Annotated in this window: 13 protein-coding genes and 1 pseudogene; 7 read left to right on the top strand and 7 right to left on the bottom strand. The window is 61.6% G+C overall.

Going from position 1 to position 16,377, the window contains the following annotated elements:
- Positions 1-265: 265 nt before the first annotated feature.
- From WI754_RS00360 to WI754_RS00340, 5 genes are all read right to left on the bottom strand, one after another.
- Positions 266-1,177 (bottom strand): hypothetical protein, encoded by a 912-nt coding sequence (locus WI754_RS00360; RefSeq protein WP_349435586.1) that lies wholly within the window; start codon positions 1,175-1,177, stop codon positions 266-268.
- A gap of 29 nt (positions 1,178-1,206) precedes the next feature.
- Positions 1,207-1,953, bottom strand: a complete 747-nt coding sequence (gene ubiG, locus WI754_RS00355; protein ID WP_349435585.1) for a bifunctional 2-polyprenyl-6-hydroxyphenol methylase/3-demethylubiquinol 3-O-methyltransferase UbiG — start codon at positions 1,951-1,953, stop codon at positions 1,207-1,209.
- A gap of 55 nt (positions 1,954-2,008) precedes the next feature.
- On the bottom strand, positions 2,009-2,395 hold the full coding sequence (locus WI754_RS00350) for a hypothetical protein (RefSeq protein ID WP_349435584.1): 387 nt from the start codon (positions 2,393-2,395) through the stop codon (positions 2,009-2,011).
- 916 nt (positions 2,396-3,311) lie between these two features.
- Positions 3,312-4,082 carry an SDR family oxidoreductase gene (locus WI754_RS00345; protein WP_349435581.1) on the bottom strand — a complete coding sequence of 257 codons (771 nt, stop codon included), beginning with the start codon at positions 4,080-4,082 and terminating at the stop codon, positions 3,312-3,314.
- 154 nt (positions 4,083-4,236) lie between these two features.
- Positions 4,237-4,896 (bottom strand): glutathione S-transferase family protein, encoded by a 660-nt coding sequence (locus WI754_RS00340; RefSeq protein ID WP_349435580.1) that lies wholly within the window; start codon positions 4,894-4,896, stop codon positions 4,237-4,239.
- Between the two features lie 91 nt (positions 4,897-4,987).
- On the opposite strand from WI754_RS00340, the gene WI754_RS00335 reads away from it, so the two are divergent.
- Positions 4,988-5,491, top strand: coding sequence for a helix-turn-helix domain-containing protein (locus tag WI754_RS00335; RefSeq protein WP_349435579.1), 504 nt, complete (start codon positions 4,988-4,990; stop codon positions 5,489-5,491).
- 253 nt (positions 5,492-5,744) lie between these two features.
- Here WI754_RS00335 and ppk2 read toward each other — a convergent pair whose 3' ends face one another.
- A complete protein-coding gene (gene ppk2, locus WI754_RS00330; protein WP_349435578.1) occupies positions 5,745-6,647 on the bottom strand; it encodes a polyphosphate kinase 2 in 903 nt (300 codons plus the stop codon).
- 290 nt (positions 6,648-6,937) lie between these two features.
- On the opposite strand from ppk2, the gene WI754_RS00325 reads away from it, so the two are divergent.
- The 4 genes and pseudogenes from WI754_RS00325 (at position 6,938) to WI754_RS00310 (ending at position 10,244) form a co-directional block, all read left to right on the top strand.
- Positions 6,938-7,819, top strand: coding sequence for an AraC family transcriptional regulator (locus WI754_RS00325; protein ID WP_349435577.1), 882 nt, complete (start codon positions 6,938-6,940; stop codon positions 7,817-7,819).
- 161 nt (positions 7,820-7,980) lie between these two features.
- Positions 7,981-8,373: a nuclear transport factor 2 family protein gene (locus tag WI754_RS00320; protein WP_349435576.1), complete on the top strand. Its 393-nt coding sequence runs from the start codon at positions 7,981-7,983 to the stop codon at positions 8,371-8,373.
- A gap of 30 nt (positions 8,374-8,403) precedes the next feature.
- Positions 8,404-9,051, top strand: coding sequence for a hydrolase (locus WI754_RS00315; RefSeq protein WP_349435575.1), 648 nt, complete (start codon positions 8,404-8,406; stop codon positions 9,049-9,051).
- Between the two features lie 2 nt (positions 9,052-9,053).
- Positions 9,054-10,244, top strand: a pseudogene (locus WI754_RS00310) (amino acid ABC transporter substrate-binding protein).
- Between the two features lie 299 nt (positions 10,245-10,543).
- Here the strand turns inward: WI754_RS00310 and WI754_RS00305 are convergent.
- On the bottom strand, positions 10,544-12,211 hold the full coding sequence (locus WI754_RS00305; RefSeq protein ID WP_349437678.1) for an arylsulfatase: 1,668 nt from the start codon (positions 12,209-12,211) through the stop codon (positions 10,544-10,546).
- A gap of 467 nt (positions 12,212-12,678) precedes the next feature.
- On the opposite strand from WI754_RS00305, the gene WI754_RS00300 reads away from it, so the two are divergent.
- Positions 12,679-13,932 carry an aspartate kinase gene (locus WI754_RS00300; RefSeq protein ID WP_349435572.1) on the top strand — a complete coding sequence of 418 codons (1,254 nt, stop codon included), beginning with the start codon at positions 12,679-12,681 and terminating at the stop codon, positions 13,930-13,932.
- A 91-nt stretch (positions 13,933-14,023) separates the two neighbouring features.
- Positions 14,024-16,291 carry a phosphoenolpyruvate--protein phosphotransferase gene (gene ptsP, locus WI754_RS00295; RefSeq protein ID WP_349435571.1) on the top strand — a complete coding sequence of 756 codons (2,268 nt, stop codon included), beginning with the start codon at positions 14,024-14,026 and terminating at the stop codon, positions 16,289-16,291.
- Positions 16,292-16,377 lie beyond the last annotated feature (86 nt).

The following is a 16,377-nucleotide window of genomic DNA, read 5'->3' as shown; positions in this document are numbered from 1 at the left end:
GAGGGAGCAGCCCATCGATCGTTAAACTGGTAGAGGTGGCCTCGCAGGGAGAAAACCCTCATGTCAAATAACCGCTTGACCTGAAGAGGGATTTTCTCCAGCGGGGTCAATCGATCACACTCTAGCATGGGGACTGGGCGCGGGGATGTTTGGCCTGCCATGCAAGCCTATTTGAGGCGCTCTACCATGTCGCCCGGTGGGTTGATCAGCCATTCCCTGTATCGCTCGTAGGAAAGCTGCAGGTCGGTAGCCAAGGTCAGTGCGGTCAATACGAAACATCGATGCTGCGGAAGCGGCGTTTCTTCTTCGGGATATCGCTCTCCTTCACGCCCTTTTTGCCATCGTCGCTGAGAACCTGGACGAGACCTTTTTCGGGGTAGAAGACGAGGGCCTCGGCGGTGAAATCCCTGGGAAATTTGGGCGGAAGTTTTACCGGCGCCTGGTCGCCCCCGCCCCAGGAATAGAGCGAAAATTTCTCACTCTTGTCTCTCTCCCCCTTGTCGATCTCCAGGCCCGCAAGGACGAGATAGACCGGTGGTAAAAGGCCGGTCCAGTCGATGCTGCGGATGCCGCGATCGCCGAGATCGAGCCTGTGCGGGTTGCCGAAGCGTGGCTCCTCGCCGCGCTCGGTCACGGCGGCGGGGTTCGTCAGGCGCAGGACCGGCGCCATCTTGTCTATGAGCGGTGCGCGAAAACCGATCAGCAGGTCGCCTTCCGGGGTCCCGGCGAGGCCCTCGATATTGATGTCGGTGCCGGGTCGGTGCAGTTCTTTCTTCAGATATCCGCGCAGACCTTCGAACGGCGTGCCCAAAGGTTCGAGTGTCGGGCCGTCCGGTGTTTGCGTTATTCTGCTTGCGGCGAGAATGGCACGGTCCCTGGCGTTTCCGCCGTCACCGGGCCGGGCGAACGAGCTTATCCAATAGACCTTGTCGCCGATGCGGGCGGCGGCCTCGATATCGGATTTCTCATTGCCGAGGAAGCGCTTGAATTTCAGCGCCTGCACGGGCTTGGCAAGACCGCGGCGATAGATCTGGAATGTGTTGGTTTCGTCGCTGGCAACGACGAAATGGCTGTCGTCGAGGGCGATGGCGGCCGAGGCCTCGCAGATGCCGATATAGTCCATCGGCTCCGCCTGCGCATCTGCAACCGGGAGAATGCCGAGGGATGGAATCTTCATCACGACATTCTCCCTTGCTGTCTTGCCGGTCAGGCCGGGCGCCTGGCCACCAGCATATAGTTGACGTCCATATCTTTGGAGAGATTCCACTGGTTGGCAAGCGGATTGAAGAAGACGCCGGTGCGGTCCGTCACGGTCATGCCGCTCGCTTCGATCGGCTTCTCGAGTTCTTCCGGACGCACAAGCTTTTCATATTGATGGGTGCCGCGCGGCAGCCAGCGCAGCACGTTCTCCGCGGCGAAGATGGCGAGCGCCGCCGCCTTGATCGTTCGGTTGATGGTGGCGACGAACATCAGGCCGCCGGGGCGGACCATGGAGGCGCAGGTGCTGATGAAGAATTCGACATCGGCGACATGCTCGACCACTTCCATGTTGAGCACGACATCGAAGGTCTCGCCGGCTTCGGCGAGCGCCTCGGCGGTTACGGCGCGATAGTCGACAGGAACGCCGCTGCCGGCCGCGTGGGTTTTGGCAATCATGATGTTCTTTTCCGACGCATCGGCGCCGACCACATCGGCACCCATGCGGGCCATCGGCTCGGACAACAGCCCGCCACCGCAGCCGATATCGAGGATGCGCAGGCCCTTCAGTGGCTGCTGCGCCTTGGCGTCACGGCCGAAATTTTCCGAGACGCGATCGCGGATATAGGTAAGGCGGACCGGATTGAACTTGTGCAGCGGCCGGAACTTGCCGTTCGGGTCCCACCACTCGGCGGCCATGGCGGAAAACCGGTCGACTTGCGCCTGGTCGATGGTGGTGCGGGCTTGTTCGCTCATGGCGTCTACTCCGTGCAACATGTGTCTGGTGAAGTCGGACGATCGGGGGCGAATGTCAAGGGTTGCTCTGGTCCTGCCGCAACTGGCGCGCCTTCAGGCAGCGGTCGAATTTCGGCAGGCGGTATTCTGGATGAGCGATCTGGTCCTTCTGGAAGTCGTCCATGATCCTCTCGAAGGTCTGGAAGCCCGATTCCTGCGCGTTGGCGATACAGGCTGGCAAGCGGGCGCAGGCATGACCGGACAGGCCGATCTCGCGCTGGATGCGGACCTTGCGGCCCTGATGGGCCGAGACCAGCATCGGGCCGGTGCAGGCCCGATCGCGGCCGCATTTGCGGGTCCTGCAGATCCTCCAGATCAGTTGGGCGGTCAACAGAGCACGGCACTGTCGCTCATGATCGGCGGAAAGGCGTTTTTCGTAATCGGTGAATTCCGGTTTGGACATGGGAGACTCCGAGGGGTGAGAGGGCGGCCGGGTGCGTTCACGCGGCGGTTTTTCGCCCGTGCTTCAAGTCATTTTCGGTTCGCCGGCCTCAAGGGCCAGGCGGGATCGGCCGGGGCACATCGTGTGCCTGGTTGAGTAGATAAAAGTGACACGCGATGTGTCCCGTCGCGGTGGTTTTTACCTGCAACTGCGGTTTCTCTGCGGGGATGGCGGCACCCTTTTTCCGGTACAGGGTGGCGCTCGCAGCTCTCGCTGCCGCGCCACGAAAGGCCTGTCTTTCGACACACCAGTCGCCGCTCCTCATGTGTGCCTCACAGGCACGCCCCGTCCTGTTTCAGACGAGAGGGAAACCATTTTCTGCAGGCCCCTGCGGCCGCGCCTGCGTTTCAAACACCGACCGAAGGCACCGGCCCCGCCTCGCCGGCAACGCTATCCGGTGTATCCGATGGCGGGACGAGGAGGAGTATGGCACAGGCGCAAAAGGCGGGGATGGACGGGGATGATTTTTGACGCGTTTGCCTTCAAACAATGCAGGGCATAGACGGCGTAAGGGCGCCACCCCACGCACCTGATGCGCGGGGTGGTTCAGGTCGCGCCGCATGCAATGGCGAATCGGTAGCATGATTTGAGATGCACGCATTCACCCAATTGGGTGATCGCGTGCCTGAAGGGCAGCGGTATAAATGCAAAGAGCCCGTCACTTGGTGGCGGGCTCCAAAATGGCTTGAGAATACATCGCCTCTTAACGCTCTCCCCGAGAGGGAATCAAAAACGCTATCGTGTTAAACGCCGTTCCGGTTTCGGCCAAGGCAACAGCATATTAAAATTAGACATTGCTCATGAAGAAGTCCAATCACCATTGTCGGGGATGTGAAAGCGAGCGTGATTTGCTGTTTTGCGAAGGTGGCCGGACGTCTCAGGTTCGGCTGATCGAAGCGCCGCCGTCGACGAGCATGGCCGTGCCTGTGGTGAAGCGGGAGGCATCCGAAGCGAGGTAGAGCACGGACTGAGCGATTTCTTCCGGCCTTGCCATCCGCTTCAGCGCATGCAGGCCTTCGACGAAGGCAAGGACTTCCGGTCCGGCGCCCGGGGCGTTGGTGATGCTCGCAGGTGTATTTGTTCCGCCGGGCAGGATCGCGTTGACGCGGATGCCCTTTGTGCCGAGTTCGGTCGCCAGAACCTGGGTCAGGCCGACAAGACCCGCCTTGGCGGCGGCATAGGCGCTCATGCCCGGCATGCCGGCGGAATAACCGACGAAGCTGGAGGTGAAGATCAGCGAACCGCCACCGCGCGCTTCGAGCGCCGGGACCTGATATCGCGCGCCGAAGAAGGCGCTGGTGAGGTTGGTTTCGATCGTCTCCCGCCATCCGGCAGGCGTCAAATCCGCGATCGGCGCCATTTCGCCGGTGCTGCCGGCATTGTTGAAGGCGATGTCGAGGCCGCCGAATTTTTCCGTTGCAGCAGCCACCAAGGCTTCCGCATGGGCTTCGTCGCGGACATCGCCGTCTATCGCGAGAGCCTCGCCGCCCTCCGCCTCGATTTCGGCGACGAGTTCGTCCAGCGCGCTTTTGCGGCGGCCGGAGACGACGAGGCGTGCGCCCTCGCTGGCGAAGAGCTTTGCCGTGGCACGGCCGATGCCGGAGCTGGCGCCGGTGATGATGGCGACCTTGTTGGAAAGCGTGGTCATGGTTGAATCTCCTCCTGGTGTTGCGGAGATTCAATCGCAACAAAGGCTGTCCGGCGCCACCCGATTCCTGCCTTGCTCCGTTTGTGCGATGCGACCCATGCGAAGACGGAGCGGGGGGCTGCTCTGTCATTTATTCGTAAGTAACGGTCTACCTTTAATCCCGATCCGGGGCGCCCAGTGGGAAGTAACCGCGGTACGGCCGGGCTTCATCCACCGCGCGGGAGAAGGAGGGGCGGGCGAGCAGGCGGGCGCGGTAGGCGCGGGTGTTCTCCAGCGTTTCCGGGATCGGATGCACCCAGTCGGCATAGAACAGCGCGGGGGCGGCGGCGCAATCGGCGAGGCTGAACGTGTCGCCGGCCGCCCATTCGGATGTGGCGATCGCGCCGTCGAGCCACACATAGGCGTTGTCCAGCATCGCCTTCGCCTCGCGGACGCCATAGGGGTCGCGGTCGGCTTCCGGGCGGATCTGGTTGAACACCACCCTCTGCATCGGGGTCATGACGTAGTTGTCGAAGAAGCGGTCCATCAGGCGGGTCTTGAGGGCAGCCCTGGCATCCGCGGGGATCAGGCGGACGGGGCCGGGATGGCTGAGCGCCAGATATTCGATGATGATCGTCGATTCCAGCACGGTTTCGTCATCGTCCTTCAGCACCGGCATGCGCTTCAGCGGCCAGAGCGCGCTCCATTCGGCGACGATCTCCGGCGTCTTCTGGTCGAGCAGGCGCAGCTCGAACGGCGTGCCGTTCTCGTAGAGCGCGATGAGCACCTTCTGGCAGTAGGCGGAGAAGGGGTGGGCGAAGAGTTGCGGTTTCATCTTGTCCTCCAACACTGATTTCAATCAGCAACTGGTTGCGTTGTAAAATAAGTGATCCTATATTGCAAGCAGTTTTAACATAGGGCGAACAATGGACATTGCACACCGGTCGGGATGCCCCATCAACCTGACACTGGAAATGCTCGGCGATCGCTGGAGCCTGATCGTCATCCGCGACATCATGTTCGGTAACCGCCGGCATTTTCGCGAGCTTCTCACGCATTCGGAAGAGGGGATCGCCTCGAATGTTCTGGCCGACCGGCTGAAACGGCTGACCGAAAACGGTCTGCTGTCGCGCCGGGATGACCCGAGCCACAAGCAGAAGGGGATCTACAGCCTGACCGAGCCCTCGATCCAGCTCGTGCCGCTGCTCGCCCAGATGGGCGCCTGGGGACGCAGGCACACGCCGGCGTCCGAAGAGCTGTCGATCCGCGCCGAGCTGCTGGAGGAGGGCGGTCCGGCGATGTGGGAGGCGTTCATGGCGGAGTTGCGGGCCTTGCATCTTGGCACGCCGGCGCCGGAGCGTTCGGTGTTCGGCGAGTTACAGGCGGCCTATCTGGCGGTGGTGGCGAAAAATTCGGGCGCAGCTGCCTGAGGCAGGTCTATGTGAAAAGACCCGTCATTCCTGTGCCTGTCACGGGAATCCAGCCACGGCGCGTCTGCGCCGTGAAAAGAGTCTTTTGCGTTCAATGACTTGAACGCACTGGATCCCCGTCGCAAGGGCTGACATGACGGATGAGAGAATGTGCCAAAACGAACAGAGGCCTGGCTTAGAGCCTTAAGCCCATAGACTTGAAGTTCGTCAGCGGTCCGAACCCGGTCGCTTCGACTGGGTCGGCGTCATCCGATCAGTACACCTCCGGCACGTACATTTCCGGCGGAACAGGGGCGCGGGTATAGTCGTCGTGACGGATGCGCTCGGGCAGGTCGATCGGCGGTTTGGGCACATCCTCGTAAGGGATCTGCTTCAACAGGTGAGCGATGCAGTTGAGGCGGGCCTTCTTCTTGTCGACGGCCTGGACGACCCACCAGGGGGCTTCCTCGATGTGGGTCCGCTCCAGCATCTCTTCCTTGGCCTTGGTGTATTCTTCCCAATGGACGCGGCTTTCCATGTCCATCGGCGATAGTTTCCACTGTTTCAACGGATCGTGGATGCGCATCTTGAAGCGGAATTCCTGCTCCTCGTCGGTGATCGAGAACCAGTATTTGATCAAGACGATGCCGGAGCGCACCAGCATGCGCTCGAATTCGGGCACGGTGCGGAAGAATTCGTCGAGTTCTTCCGGCTTGCAGAAGCCCATGACGCGCTCGACGCCGGCGCGGTTGTACCAGCTGCGGTCGAACAGGACCATCTCGCCCGCCGTCGGCAGATGCGGCACGTAGCGCTGGAAATACCACTGGTTGCGCTCGCGCTCGGTCGGGGCGGGCAGCGCCACGGTGCGGCAGACGCGCGGATTGAGGCGCTGGGTGACGCGCTTGATGGCGCCGCCCTTGCCGGCCGAATCGCGGCCTTCGAACAGCACCACGACCTTGAGTTTCTTGTACTGCACCCAGTCCTGCAGCCGGACGAGTTCATGCTGCAGCCGGAACAGCTCGCGGAAATAGACCTTGCGGTCGATCGTCGGCTCGGCCTCTTCCGACATGCCCTCGGCGACCAGTTCGTCGAGCCGGTCCTCCTCCATCTGCATTTCCAGTTCCTCGTCGAAGCTGTCGGCGATTTCCGCCTTGATGCGGCTGAGTTGGTCGATCATGTTCTCAATCCCCGTTTGTCGATGGCACAGGAGCAGGTCTTCGTGACAGGTATGTGACAGTGTTCGGTGTCTGCGGGGCGGAGACTGGTCTGGGGAAGGGGACCATTGGGGTGGCAAGTGCCACCGGCCGTATGCGATGGCTGTGGGCGGGCGGTCGCCTCGCTGCTTAAGCGGTCGTTCAATGTGGAGGGTCAAGTTGAACGCAGACACTTAACAGTGCGTGCACCAAACGTTCATTAACTTTTCGTGGCGATCCGCTAAAGTGTTTGCCGATAGCCGGAGAGGCCGCCTTGGACGCACGAACCGATCCCTCACCCACCTTGCCCGAAAACGTGCTGAGCCTGTCGGTGTCGCGGCGCGCATGGAACGGCGTGGGTGTCGACATCACCGAATATCACTGTGCGGGGCGGGCGTCTCATCAGCTTTTTCACGAGTCCGAAACCCGTCTCAGCGTTCTGCTGGAAGAGATCGGGAGCCCCTGCGAACCACGCCTGCGCGAAGACCAGCCGTGTCCGATCGGCTATATGCCGAGGCACATGCACTTTGCGCCGGCCGGCATGGAGATGTGGGGCTACAGTGCCGATACGCGCTTCGTCAAGGATGCAAACCTGACCTTCGACCTCGATGTGCTGAGTGAGCGGTTGGCGACCGACTTCGACGCCGATGCGACCGCTACGCCGCGCCTGCGCTTCTCCGACGATCGCATCTGGACCTTGGTCAAGCTGCTTTCCGACGCGGTGAACGACCGAGATCCATCGACCCAACTCTATGGCGACGGGCTGACGGCCGCGATCGCGGCGCGGCTCTTCGCCGAACCGCCGGAGCCCGCCGCGGACGGCAATGGCCTGGCACCCCGGCAGCTTCGGCGTATCGTGGAGCATCTGGAGGCACATCTGCCTCAGCGCATCGACCTTGCCAATCTGGCAGCACTGGCGGGCTTGTCGCAGTCGCATTTCAGCCGGGCATTCAAGGCCTCGACAGGGATGGCGCCGTATCGCTGGCAACTCGACGCGCGTATTCGGCGCGCGCAGGCCCTGCTGATCGATACCCCCGCGTCGCTCGACCAAGTGGCCGAGTCAACCGGCTTTGCCGACGCGGTGCATTTCGGCCGGACGTTCCGGAAATTCACCGGAGCGACGCCTGCGGCGTGGCGGCGCGAGCGGAAAAACTGATCACGATTCCATAGCGAATTCGGACTGGAAATCGCAGAATCGAACAGTGCATTCTACAAATTGGCAGAGCAATAGTTCCTCGACCGGACAGGCGAGAGAAATCGGATCGAGCGTTTGACGACACCCGACCTCTCGGAGCTCCTGATCCGGCAAGGTGGAAGATGATCGATCAACACAAGCCGGAAGCGCCCTTCGACTATGACGGCCGGATGCAGGCGAATCTCGTGCGTGTATTCGGTGAGAGCAATGCCGAGCGGCGGATCGCGGCCATCCGCGAACTCTATGCCGAAGACGCCGTGCTCTACGAGCCGGATACCTCGGCGACAGGCCATGTCGCCATCAATCAGGCGGTGGAAGCCCTATTGTCGAGCCTGCCGCCAAGCTTCGTCTTCACGGCAATTGGCCCCGTCGTCGGCCATCATGGCGTCGGGCGGCTGCGCTGGCAATCCGGGCCCCCGAATGGTCCCGTCGCTGTGACCGGCACGGATGTCGCCCGGTTCGAGGGCGGCTTCATCCAAACCCTCCACGTCTTTATCGACCCCACTGGCGCCTGAGCCGCCACTGCATATCCCAAGGAGTTCCCCATGCCCAAGACCGGCCTCGAAGCCCTGCTTCGCCCCGAAGACAGCATCCTCGTGCTGATCGATCATCAGCCCTACCAGTTCACCAATCTGAACAGCCACGAGCCGACGACGATCATCAACAACGTCATCGGCCTCGCCAAGACGGCGAAAGTCTTCAACGTGCCAACGATCCTGACCACGGTGATCGAGGAGCGCGGCGGTTACATCATCAAGGGTCTGCAGGACGTGTTCCCGGACCAGAAGCCGATCGACCGCACCTTCATCAATACCTGGGAAGATCCGAACGTCACAGATATCGTCAAGAAGAGCGGGCGCAAGCAACTGATACTGGCTGCGCTCTATACCGAGATCTGCCTCGCCATGCCGGCGATCCAGGCGCTCGCCGAGGGATATGACGTCTTCATCGTTACCGATGCCTCAGGTGGTGTCACGCTGGAGGCTCATGATATGGCCGTGCGCCGCATGGTCGCCGCCGGCGCGGTACCGATCACTTGGCTTGCCGTGCTGGGCGAATGGCAGCGTGATTGGGCGCGCGAGGAGACAGCCGCCGGCGTCGCTGGCGTCGTTCTCGAACATGGCGGAGCCAGCGCCGTCGCTCTTGCCTGGGAACTGCAGCTTCTCGCGGGGCGTGCTGGATCGGGCCACTGATCATGCCCACCGCGCCAGCGCCAATCCGCATCGGGTACTGCCTGTCGCTGACCGGTCCGCTCGCGGGCAACAGCCGGTCGGCTCGGCTCGCCCATGACATTTGGCGGGAAGACGTCAACAGACGGGGCGGCCTGCTTGGCCGTCCTGTCGAATTCGTTTGCCATGACGATCGTGCTGACGCTTCACTCGTTCCCGGCCTCTACGAACTGCTGATGGATGAGGGCAAGGTCGATCTCGTTATCGGCGGCTACGGCACCAACACCATATTGCCGGCAATGCCGCTGATCATGGAGCGGTAGCGCTTTTTCGTTGGGCTAATGGGTCTCGGCGTCAACAACGCGCTCACCTATCCGAACTACTTCGCCATGATCCCGACCGGACCGGATCCGAATGCTGCGCTCACCGAAGGCTTCTTCGCGCTCGCCGCGGAACAAAGGCCGCGGCCCACGACCGTAGCGCTGCTGTCGGCCGACGCCGCATTCTCCCGCAATCCCATTCTCGGCGCGAAGGCCAATGCCGAGAAGTACGGCTTTCGGATCGTCCATGAGGCCACCTATCCGCTGGCGACGGAGAATTTTGCGCCTCTTATTGATGCTGTCGCCGAGAGCAATTGCGATCTGCTGTTTCTCTGCTCCTACCTCGATGACTCGGTCGGCCTCGTGCGCAGCATCCAAGCCCACCCATTCCGTCCGAAGATGGTCGGCGCCGGCATGATTGGTCCGCAGAACACGGCGGTAAAAACCACGCTCGGCCCGCTACTCAACGGTTTCGTGAACTACGAATATTGGGTGCCGGTCCCCGAATTGATGTTCCCCGGGGTTCAGGAATTTCTGAGTACCTACCAGGCACGAGCCGACGAGGCCGGCGTCGACCTGTTGGGACACTACATGGCACCGCTCGCCTATGCCCAGATGCAGGTGGTTGCGCAGGCTGTGGAGGCCACCGGCGGTTTGAACGACGAGAGTCTCTCGGCATACGCACGAGGCGCGACTTTTGACACTGTCATGGGCGCCATCAAGTTTGGAGCAAACGGCGAATGGGCAGAGCCGCGGGTCTTGCAGGTCCAGTTCCAGGGAATAACCGGCCCCGACGTTGGCCAATTCAAGAATGGCTCGAGACAAGTCGTGGTGTCACCGCCGAACTTTGCCTCCGGCGAGCTTAATTTTCCGTATGCAGACGTTCTCCCTGGGTAGGGCAAACGCGAAAACCTTGCGAAGGTCTAAAACGGGCCACGAGTTCCCCCGGGCGGCATTTGCGATCGAATCCCGCGAAGAACCCATATCCTTCTCCATTGCACGCCGCTCCCAAGGCTGTTTTGGCGGAGGTGCGGGTGAGGAAACGGAGATGCGGTGCAGGTGGCAAATGGCGCCAACGGCATTCGAGGCTCGCGACCAGAGGTCGCTTCACACCACGTCGACATGCATCGGTCGCGCTTGCCGTCAGGACCCGCGCGACCGATCACAGAAACCGGCCTATCTCGACTTCAATCATTTCATTTCCCGCCAGCCTCCTGCAATTTCGCCAGGACCTGGTCGAGCGAAAAACTGCCGGGCTTCTGACGTGGCGGAAACTCGACGTAGGTTTGCAGGTGCTTTGCCACGTAGGCCTGCGCCGGGATGAGCAGGAAGGCATGCTCGACACGCCACTTGGCATAGTCGCCGGCATCCGATTGTGCCCGCTCGAATGGATCGGCACGCAGGTCAATAAGCTTCGGCAATCGCAGTGGCACAAGCGGATCCTGCCACACGTCCAGGCCTTCAGCCCGCTGTTCCAGGAATATCATCTTCCAGCGATCATAGCGCAGGCCGGCGAGGTTGCCGTCATCCGTCCAGTAGAAGTATTCCTGTCGCTTGCCCGGCCCGGTACCAGCGAGCACGTCGCGCTGGTCATAACCGTCGAGGTGGACCTTAAATGTCTTGCCGGCGGCCTCGTAGCCGGTCAGCAGCTTTGAGGTTATATCAGGCTCCCCAGCCGCGGCCACCAAAGTCGGCACGAAGTCCTCGTGCGAGGTGATGTGGTTGATTTCCGTTCCCGGCTTGATGACGCCCGGCCAACGCATGACGCACGGTACTCGATAGCCGCCTTCCCAGTTCGTGTTCTTCTCGCCTTTGAACGGCGTGGTGCCGCCATCCGGCCACGAAAAGACTTCTGCGCCGTTGTCAGTGGTCCAGAGGACTATGGTGTTGTCGGCGATGCCGAGATCGTCGAGCTGCTTGAGAAGCTGGCCCACCATGCCGTCGAACTCGACCATGCCGTCGGCCTCCAGGCCCAATCCCGTCTTGCCTTTCGATTCAGGCTTGAGGTGCGTGTAGATGTGCATGCGGGTTGAATTGAACCAGCAGAAGAACGGTTTATCCTCTTTGTGCTTTCGGTCGATGAAGTCCATCGCGGCACCGAGAAATTCTTCGTCTACAGTTTCCATGCGCTTGGTTGTCAGCGGGCCGGTGTCTTCGATCTTCTGCTTGCCCACACGCCCAAAGCGCGGATCCTCGCTGGGATCGTCGACATCGGTCGCCGTGCATTTCAAGACGCCACGCGGACCAAACTTCGCGCGGAATTGCGGGTCTTTCGGGTAGTCAGGATTTTCCGGTTCGTCCTCGGCATTGAGATGATAGAGGTTGCCGAAGAATTCGTCGAAGCCATGAACGGTTGGCAGAAATTCATTGCGGTCGCCAAGGTGGTTCTTGCCGAACTGGCCAGTTGCATAGCCTTGGGGCTTGAGCAGGTCAGCGAGCGTCGGATCTTTTTCGGACAGGCCTTCCTTGGCGCCCGGCAGACCGACCTTGAGCAACCCCGTGCGGAAGCAGCTTTGCCCGGTGATAAACGCGGCGCGCCCGGCGGTGCAGGATTGCTGGGCGTAGTGGTCGGTAAAGACCGCACCCTCGTCGGCGATACGGTCAATGTTGGGTGTCTGGTATCCCATCTGGCCTCGGCTGTAGACACTGGTGTTCCAGTAGCCGATGTCGTCGCCGAAAATGACGAGAATGTTGGGCTTCTTAGCCGGCGTGGCTTCGGTTTGTGCGTGCGCTGGTTTCGGCGCCTTCAAGCTTCCGAACGCCGTTGCAAGCGCTAGGGTGGTGGTTCCGAGCAATACGCTGCGGCGATTGAGGCTGAGTTCTGCAGAATCATGACGAGTGGGTAGTAACTTTCTGTCAGACATAGGTGCTCCTCCCCAGGAAGGACCGGATTGTGCGTTGTTGACAGCGACCAGGTTCCGGTACGCAGACCTGGCGTCATCATCGCGTGCGGAAATCTTTTTTTGTTCTGCCATGTCGCCGAGAAGACCTCAGGCATCCGCCGTTATTCTTCGACGAAAAGACTATGACAGTGTGTGCAATGGACTTTTGCAAATGCGGGGTTACCCCAAACGAGTTGAGCACCCCAAATTACAAAAATGCAAGTATGTTACAGTAACAAGCGCGGAAGTCTGTCTGTCCGCAGCAAGTACGGAAGGCTGCTTTGGACCTCCGAGCTGCCACTGTTGGACGGGCATAGCGCCAAGACGCCGCTACGCCAGAACCCACTTCCTTCTCCATTGCACCCCGCCCTCAATTTCGCTAAGAGACCGCCAACTTGAAAACAGACAGGCGCGGGTTGCCGCGCGGCATTTTCGACCGGTAGAGGCATATGGCACGCATCGTGATGAAATTCGGCGGCACGTCCGTCGCGGATATGGATCGCATCAGGAATGTGGCGCGCCATGTGAAACGCGAGGTCGATGCCGGCCATGAGGTTGCCGTCGTCGTTTCGGCCATGTCGGGCAAGACCAATGAGCTGGTTGCCTGGACGCGCGATGCCTCGGCGATGCATGATGCGCGCGAATATGATGCCGTCGTCGCCTCGGGCGAGCAGGTGACCTCGGGTCTGCTTGCGATTGCGCTGCAGAATATCGGCATCAATGCGCGCTCTTGGCAGGGCTGGCAGATCCCGATCAAGACCGACAACGCCCATGGCGCCGCACGCATTATGGATATCGATGGCACGGAGCTGATCCGCCGCTTCGGCGAGGGGCAGGTTGCCGTCGTCGCCGGCTTCCAGGGGCTTGGTCCCGACAACCGGATCGCGACGCTCGGCCGCGGCGGCTCGGACACCTCGGCCGTGGCGATCGCGGCTGCGATCAAGGCCGACCGCTGCGACATCTATACCGATGTCGATGGCGTCTACACCACCGACCCGCGCGTCGAGCCGAAGGCGCGGCGGATGAAGAAGATCGCGTTCGAGGAAATGCTGGAAATGGCGTCCCTCGGCGCCAAGGTCCTGCAGGTTCGCTCGGTCGAGCTTGCCATGGTATTCAAGGTCCGCACCTTCGTGCGCTCCAGTTTCGAAGACCCCGATGCGCCGGGCATGGGCGATTTCTTGAATCCCCCCGGCACGCTGATTTGTGATGAGGAAGAGATCGTGGAACAGGAAGTCGTCACCGGCATCGCCTATGCCAAGGATGAAGCGCAGATTTCGCTCCGGCGCGTGGCCGACCGCCCCGGCGTTTCGGCTGCGATCTTCGGCCCGCTGGCCGAATCCCATATCAATGTCGACATGATCGTCCAGAACATTTCGGAAGACGGTTCGAAGACCGACATGACCTTCACGGTGCCCTCCGGCGATGTCGAAAAGGCCTTGAAGGTCTTGAACGAAGCAAAGGACAAGGTCGGCTTCGACGTCATCCAGAGCGAATCAGGCCTCGTCAAAGTCTCGGTCATCGGCATCGGCATGCGCAGCCATGCGGGCGTGGCTGCGTCCGCTTTCCGCGCACTTGCCGAAAAAGGCATCAACATCAAGGCGATCACGACCTCTGAAATCAAGATTTCCATCCTGATCGACGGTGCTTACGCCGAATTGGCGGTTCGCACTTTGCATTCCGTCTACGGTCTGGATAAGAGTTAAGGCAAGCGGCGGCAACGACGTTTCGGCGCGCAGGTGCCGGAACCATTTGCCGCCCGCAGTTGTTGACTTTTCAGACAGGAGACGTAGCGCGATGAGAGACCTCTCGGCGGGTCCACGCGTCCTTCTCAAGCGGTTGCGCGAACTCATGGCGGAACCGCTTGAGCCGCAGGAGCGCCTTGATCAGATTGTTCGCCAGATAGCGCAGAACATGGTCGCGGAAGTGTGCTCGGTCTACGTGCTGCGCTCTGACGGCGTGCTCGAACTCTATGCCACCGAAGGTCTGAACCCGGGCGCCGTCCACCTGGCGCAACTGCAGATGGGGCAGGGCCTCGTCGGTACGATTGCCGCCAGCGCCCGGCCGCTCAACCTTTCTGACGCGCAGTCGCATCCGGCCTTCACCTACCTGCCGGAAACGGGCGAGGAAATCTATCATTCGTTCCTCGGCGTGCCGATTCTGCGGACCGGCCGCTCGCTCGGCGTTCTCGTCGTGCAGAACAAGGCAAGCCGCACCTATCGCGACGACGAGGTCGAGGCGATGGAGACCACGGCGATGGTGCTCGCCGAGATGGTCGCGACCGGCGAGTTGAAGAAGATCACCCGGCCGGGTCTCGAACTGGACCTGTCGCGGCCGGTCTCGATAGACGGCAACAGCTTCAACGACGGCATCGGCCTCGGCTATGTGGTGCTGCACGAGCCGCGCATCGTCGTCACCAATCTGCTGAACGACGACACCGATCACGAACTCGGCCGCCTGGCGGAAGCGCTCGGTTCGCTGCGCATCTCGATCGACGACATGCTGTCGCGCCGCGATGTGTCCATGGAAGGCGAGCACCGCGCTGTGCTCGAAGCCTACCGGATGTTCGCCCATGACCGTGGCTGGGTCCGCAAGCTCGAGGAGGCGATCCGCAACGGGCTGACAGCGGAAGCGGCGGTCGAGCGGGTGCAGAGCGAGACCAAGGCGCGGATGATCCGGCTGACGGATCCCTATCTGCGCGAGCGCATGCACGATTTCGACGATCTCGCCAACCGGTTGCTCAGGCAGTTGACCGGCTATGGTGCCAAGCTTTCGGCGAGCGATTTCCCGCCGGATGCGATCGTTGTCGCCCGCGCCATGGGTGCTGCCGAGCTGCTCGACTATCCGCGCGAGAATGTGCGCGGCCTCGTGCTTGAAGAGGGCGCGGTGACGAGCCATGTGGTGATCGTCGCCCGGGCCATGGGCATTCCGGTCGTCGGCCAGGCGGCAGGCGCCGTGGCGCTGGCGGAAAACCGCGATGCGATCATCGTCGATGGCGATGATGCCAAGGTGCATCTGAGGCCCATGGCCGACTTGCAGCGGGCCTATGAGGAGAAGGTAAAGCTTCGGGCACGCCGGCAGGAGCAGTTCAAGGCGCTGCGCGGCGTCGAGCCTTTGACCAAGGACGGCAAGCGCATCAAGCTGCAGATGAATGCCGGCCTGATGGTCGATCTGCCGCAGCTTGTCGAGTCCGGCGCGGAAGGCATCGGTTTGTTCCGCACCGAGCTGCAGTTCATGATTGCCTCGACCATGCCGAAGATGGAAGAGCAGGAAGCTTTCTATCGCAATGTCATCAAGCAGGCGGGCGGCAAGCCGGTGACCTTCCGCACGCTCGATATCGGCGGCGACAAGGTCGTGCCCTATTTCCGCGCGGCGGAAGAGGAAAACCCGGCGCTCGGCTGGCGGGCGATCCGCCTGTCGCTCGACCGGCCCGGTCTTTTGCGCACGCAGCTGCGCGCCATGCTGCGGGCCTCGGCAGGCCAGGAGCTGCGCATCATGCTGCCGATGGTGACCGAGGTGTCGGAGCTGCGGACCGTGCGCGAGCTGTTGCAAAAGGAAATCCAGCGCCAGTCCAAAGTCGGCGAGCAATTGCCGCGCAAACTGCAGTTCGGCGCGATGCTGGAAGTTCCGGCCCTGCTGTGGCAGCTTGACGAACTGATGCACGAGGTCGATTTCGTTTCCGTCGGATCGAACGACCTGTTCCAGTTCGCCATGGCGGTCGATCGCGGCAATGCGCGGGTATCCGACCGGTTCGATGTGCTCGGCCGGCCGTTCCTGCGCATCCTGCGCGATATCATCCGGGCGGGCGACCGCAACGAGACCTCGGTGACGCTGTGCGGCGAGATGGCGAGCAAGCCGCTATCGGCGATGGCGCTGCTCGGGATCGGCTACCGCTCGGTGTCGATGTCGCCGACAGCTGTCGGGCCAGTGAAGGCGATGCTTCTGGCGCTTGATGTCGACAAGCTCTCGGCCATGCTGCATGCGACGCTGGACGACACGAAGGACCAGACGCCGGTGCGCCAGATGCTGATCGCATTCGCGGCGGAGAACGGGGTTCCGGTTTAGCGGATCGGAATTTGCCGCACCGACCCCCCTCTGTCGGCAACGCCGACATCTCCCCCTCAAGGGGGGAAATTGGTCGCGGCTATTTT

It is taken from the genome of Pararhizobium sp. A13, from assembly GCF_040126305.1.
Taxonomy (GTDB): domain Bacteria; phylum Pseudomonadota; class Alphaproteobacteria; order Rhizobiales; family Rhizobiaceae; genus Pararhizobium.
This window is presented reverse-complemented; position numbering and strand designations above follow the sequence as displayed.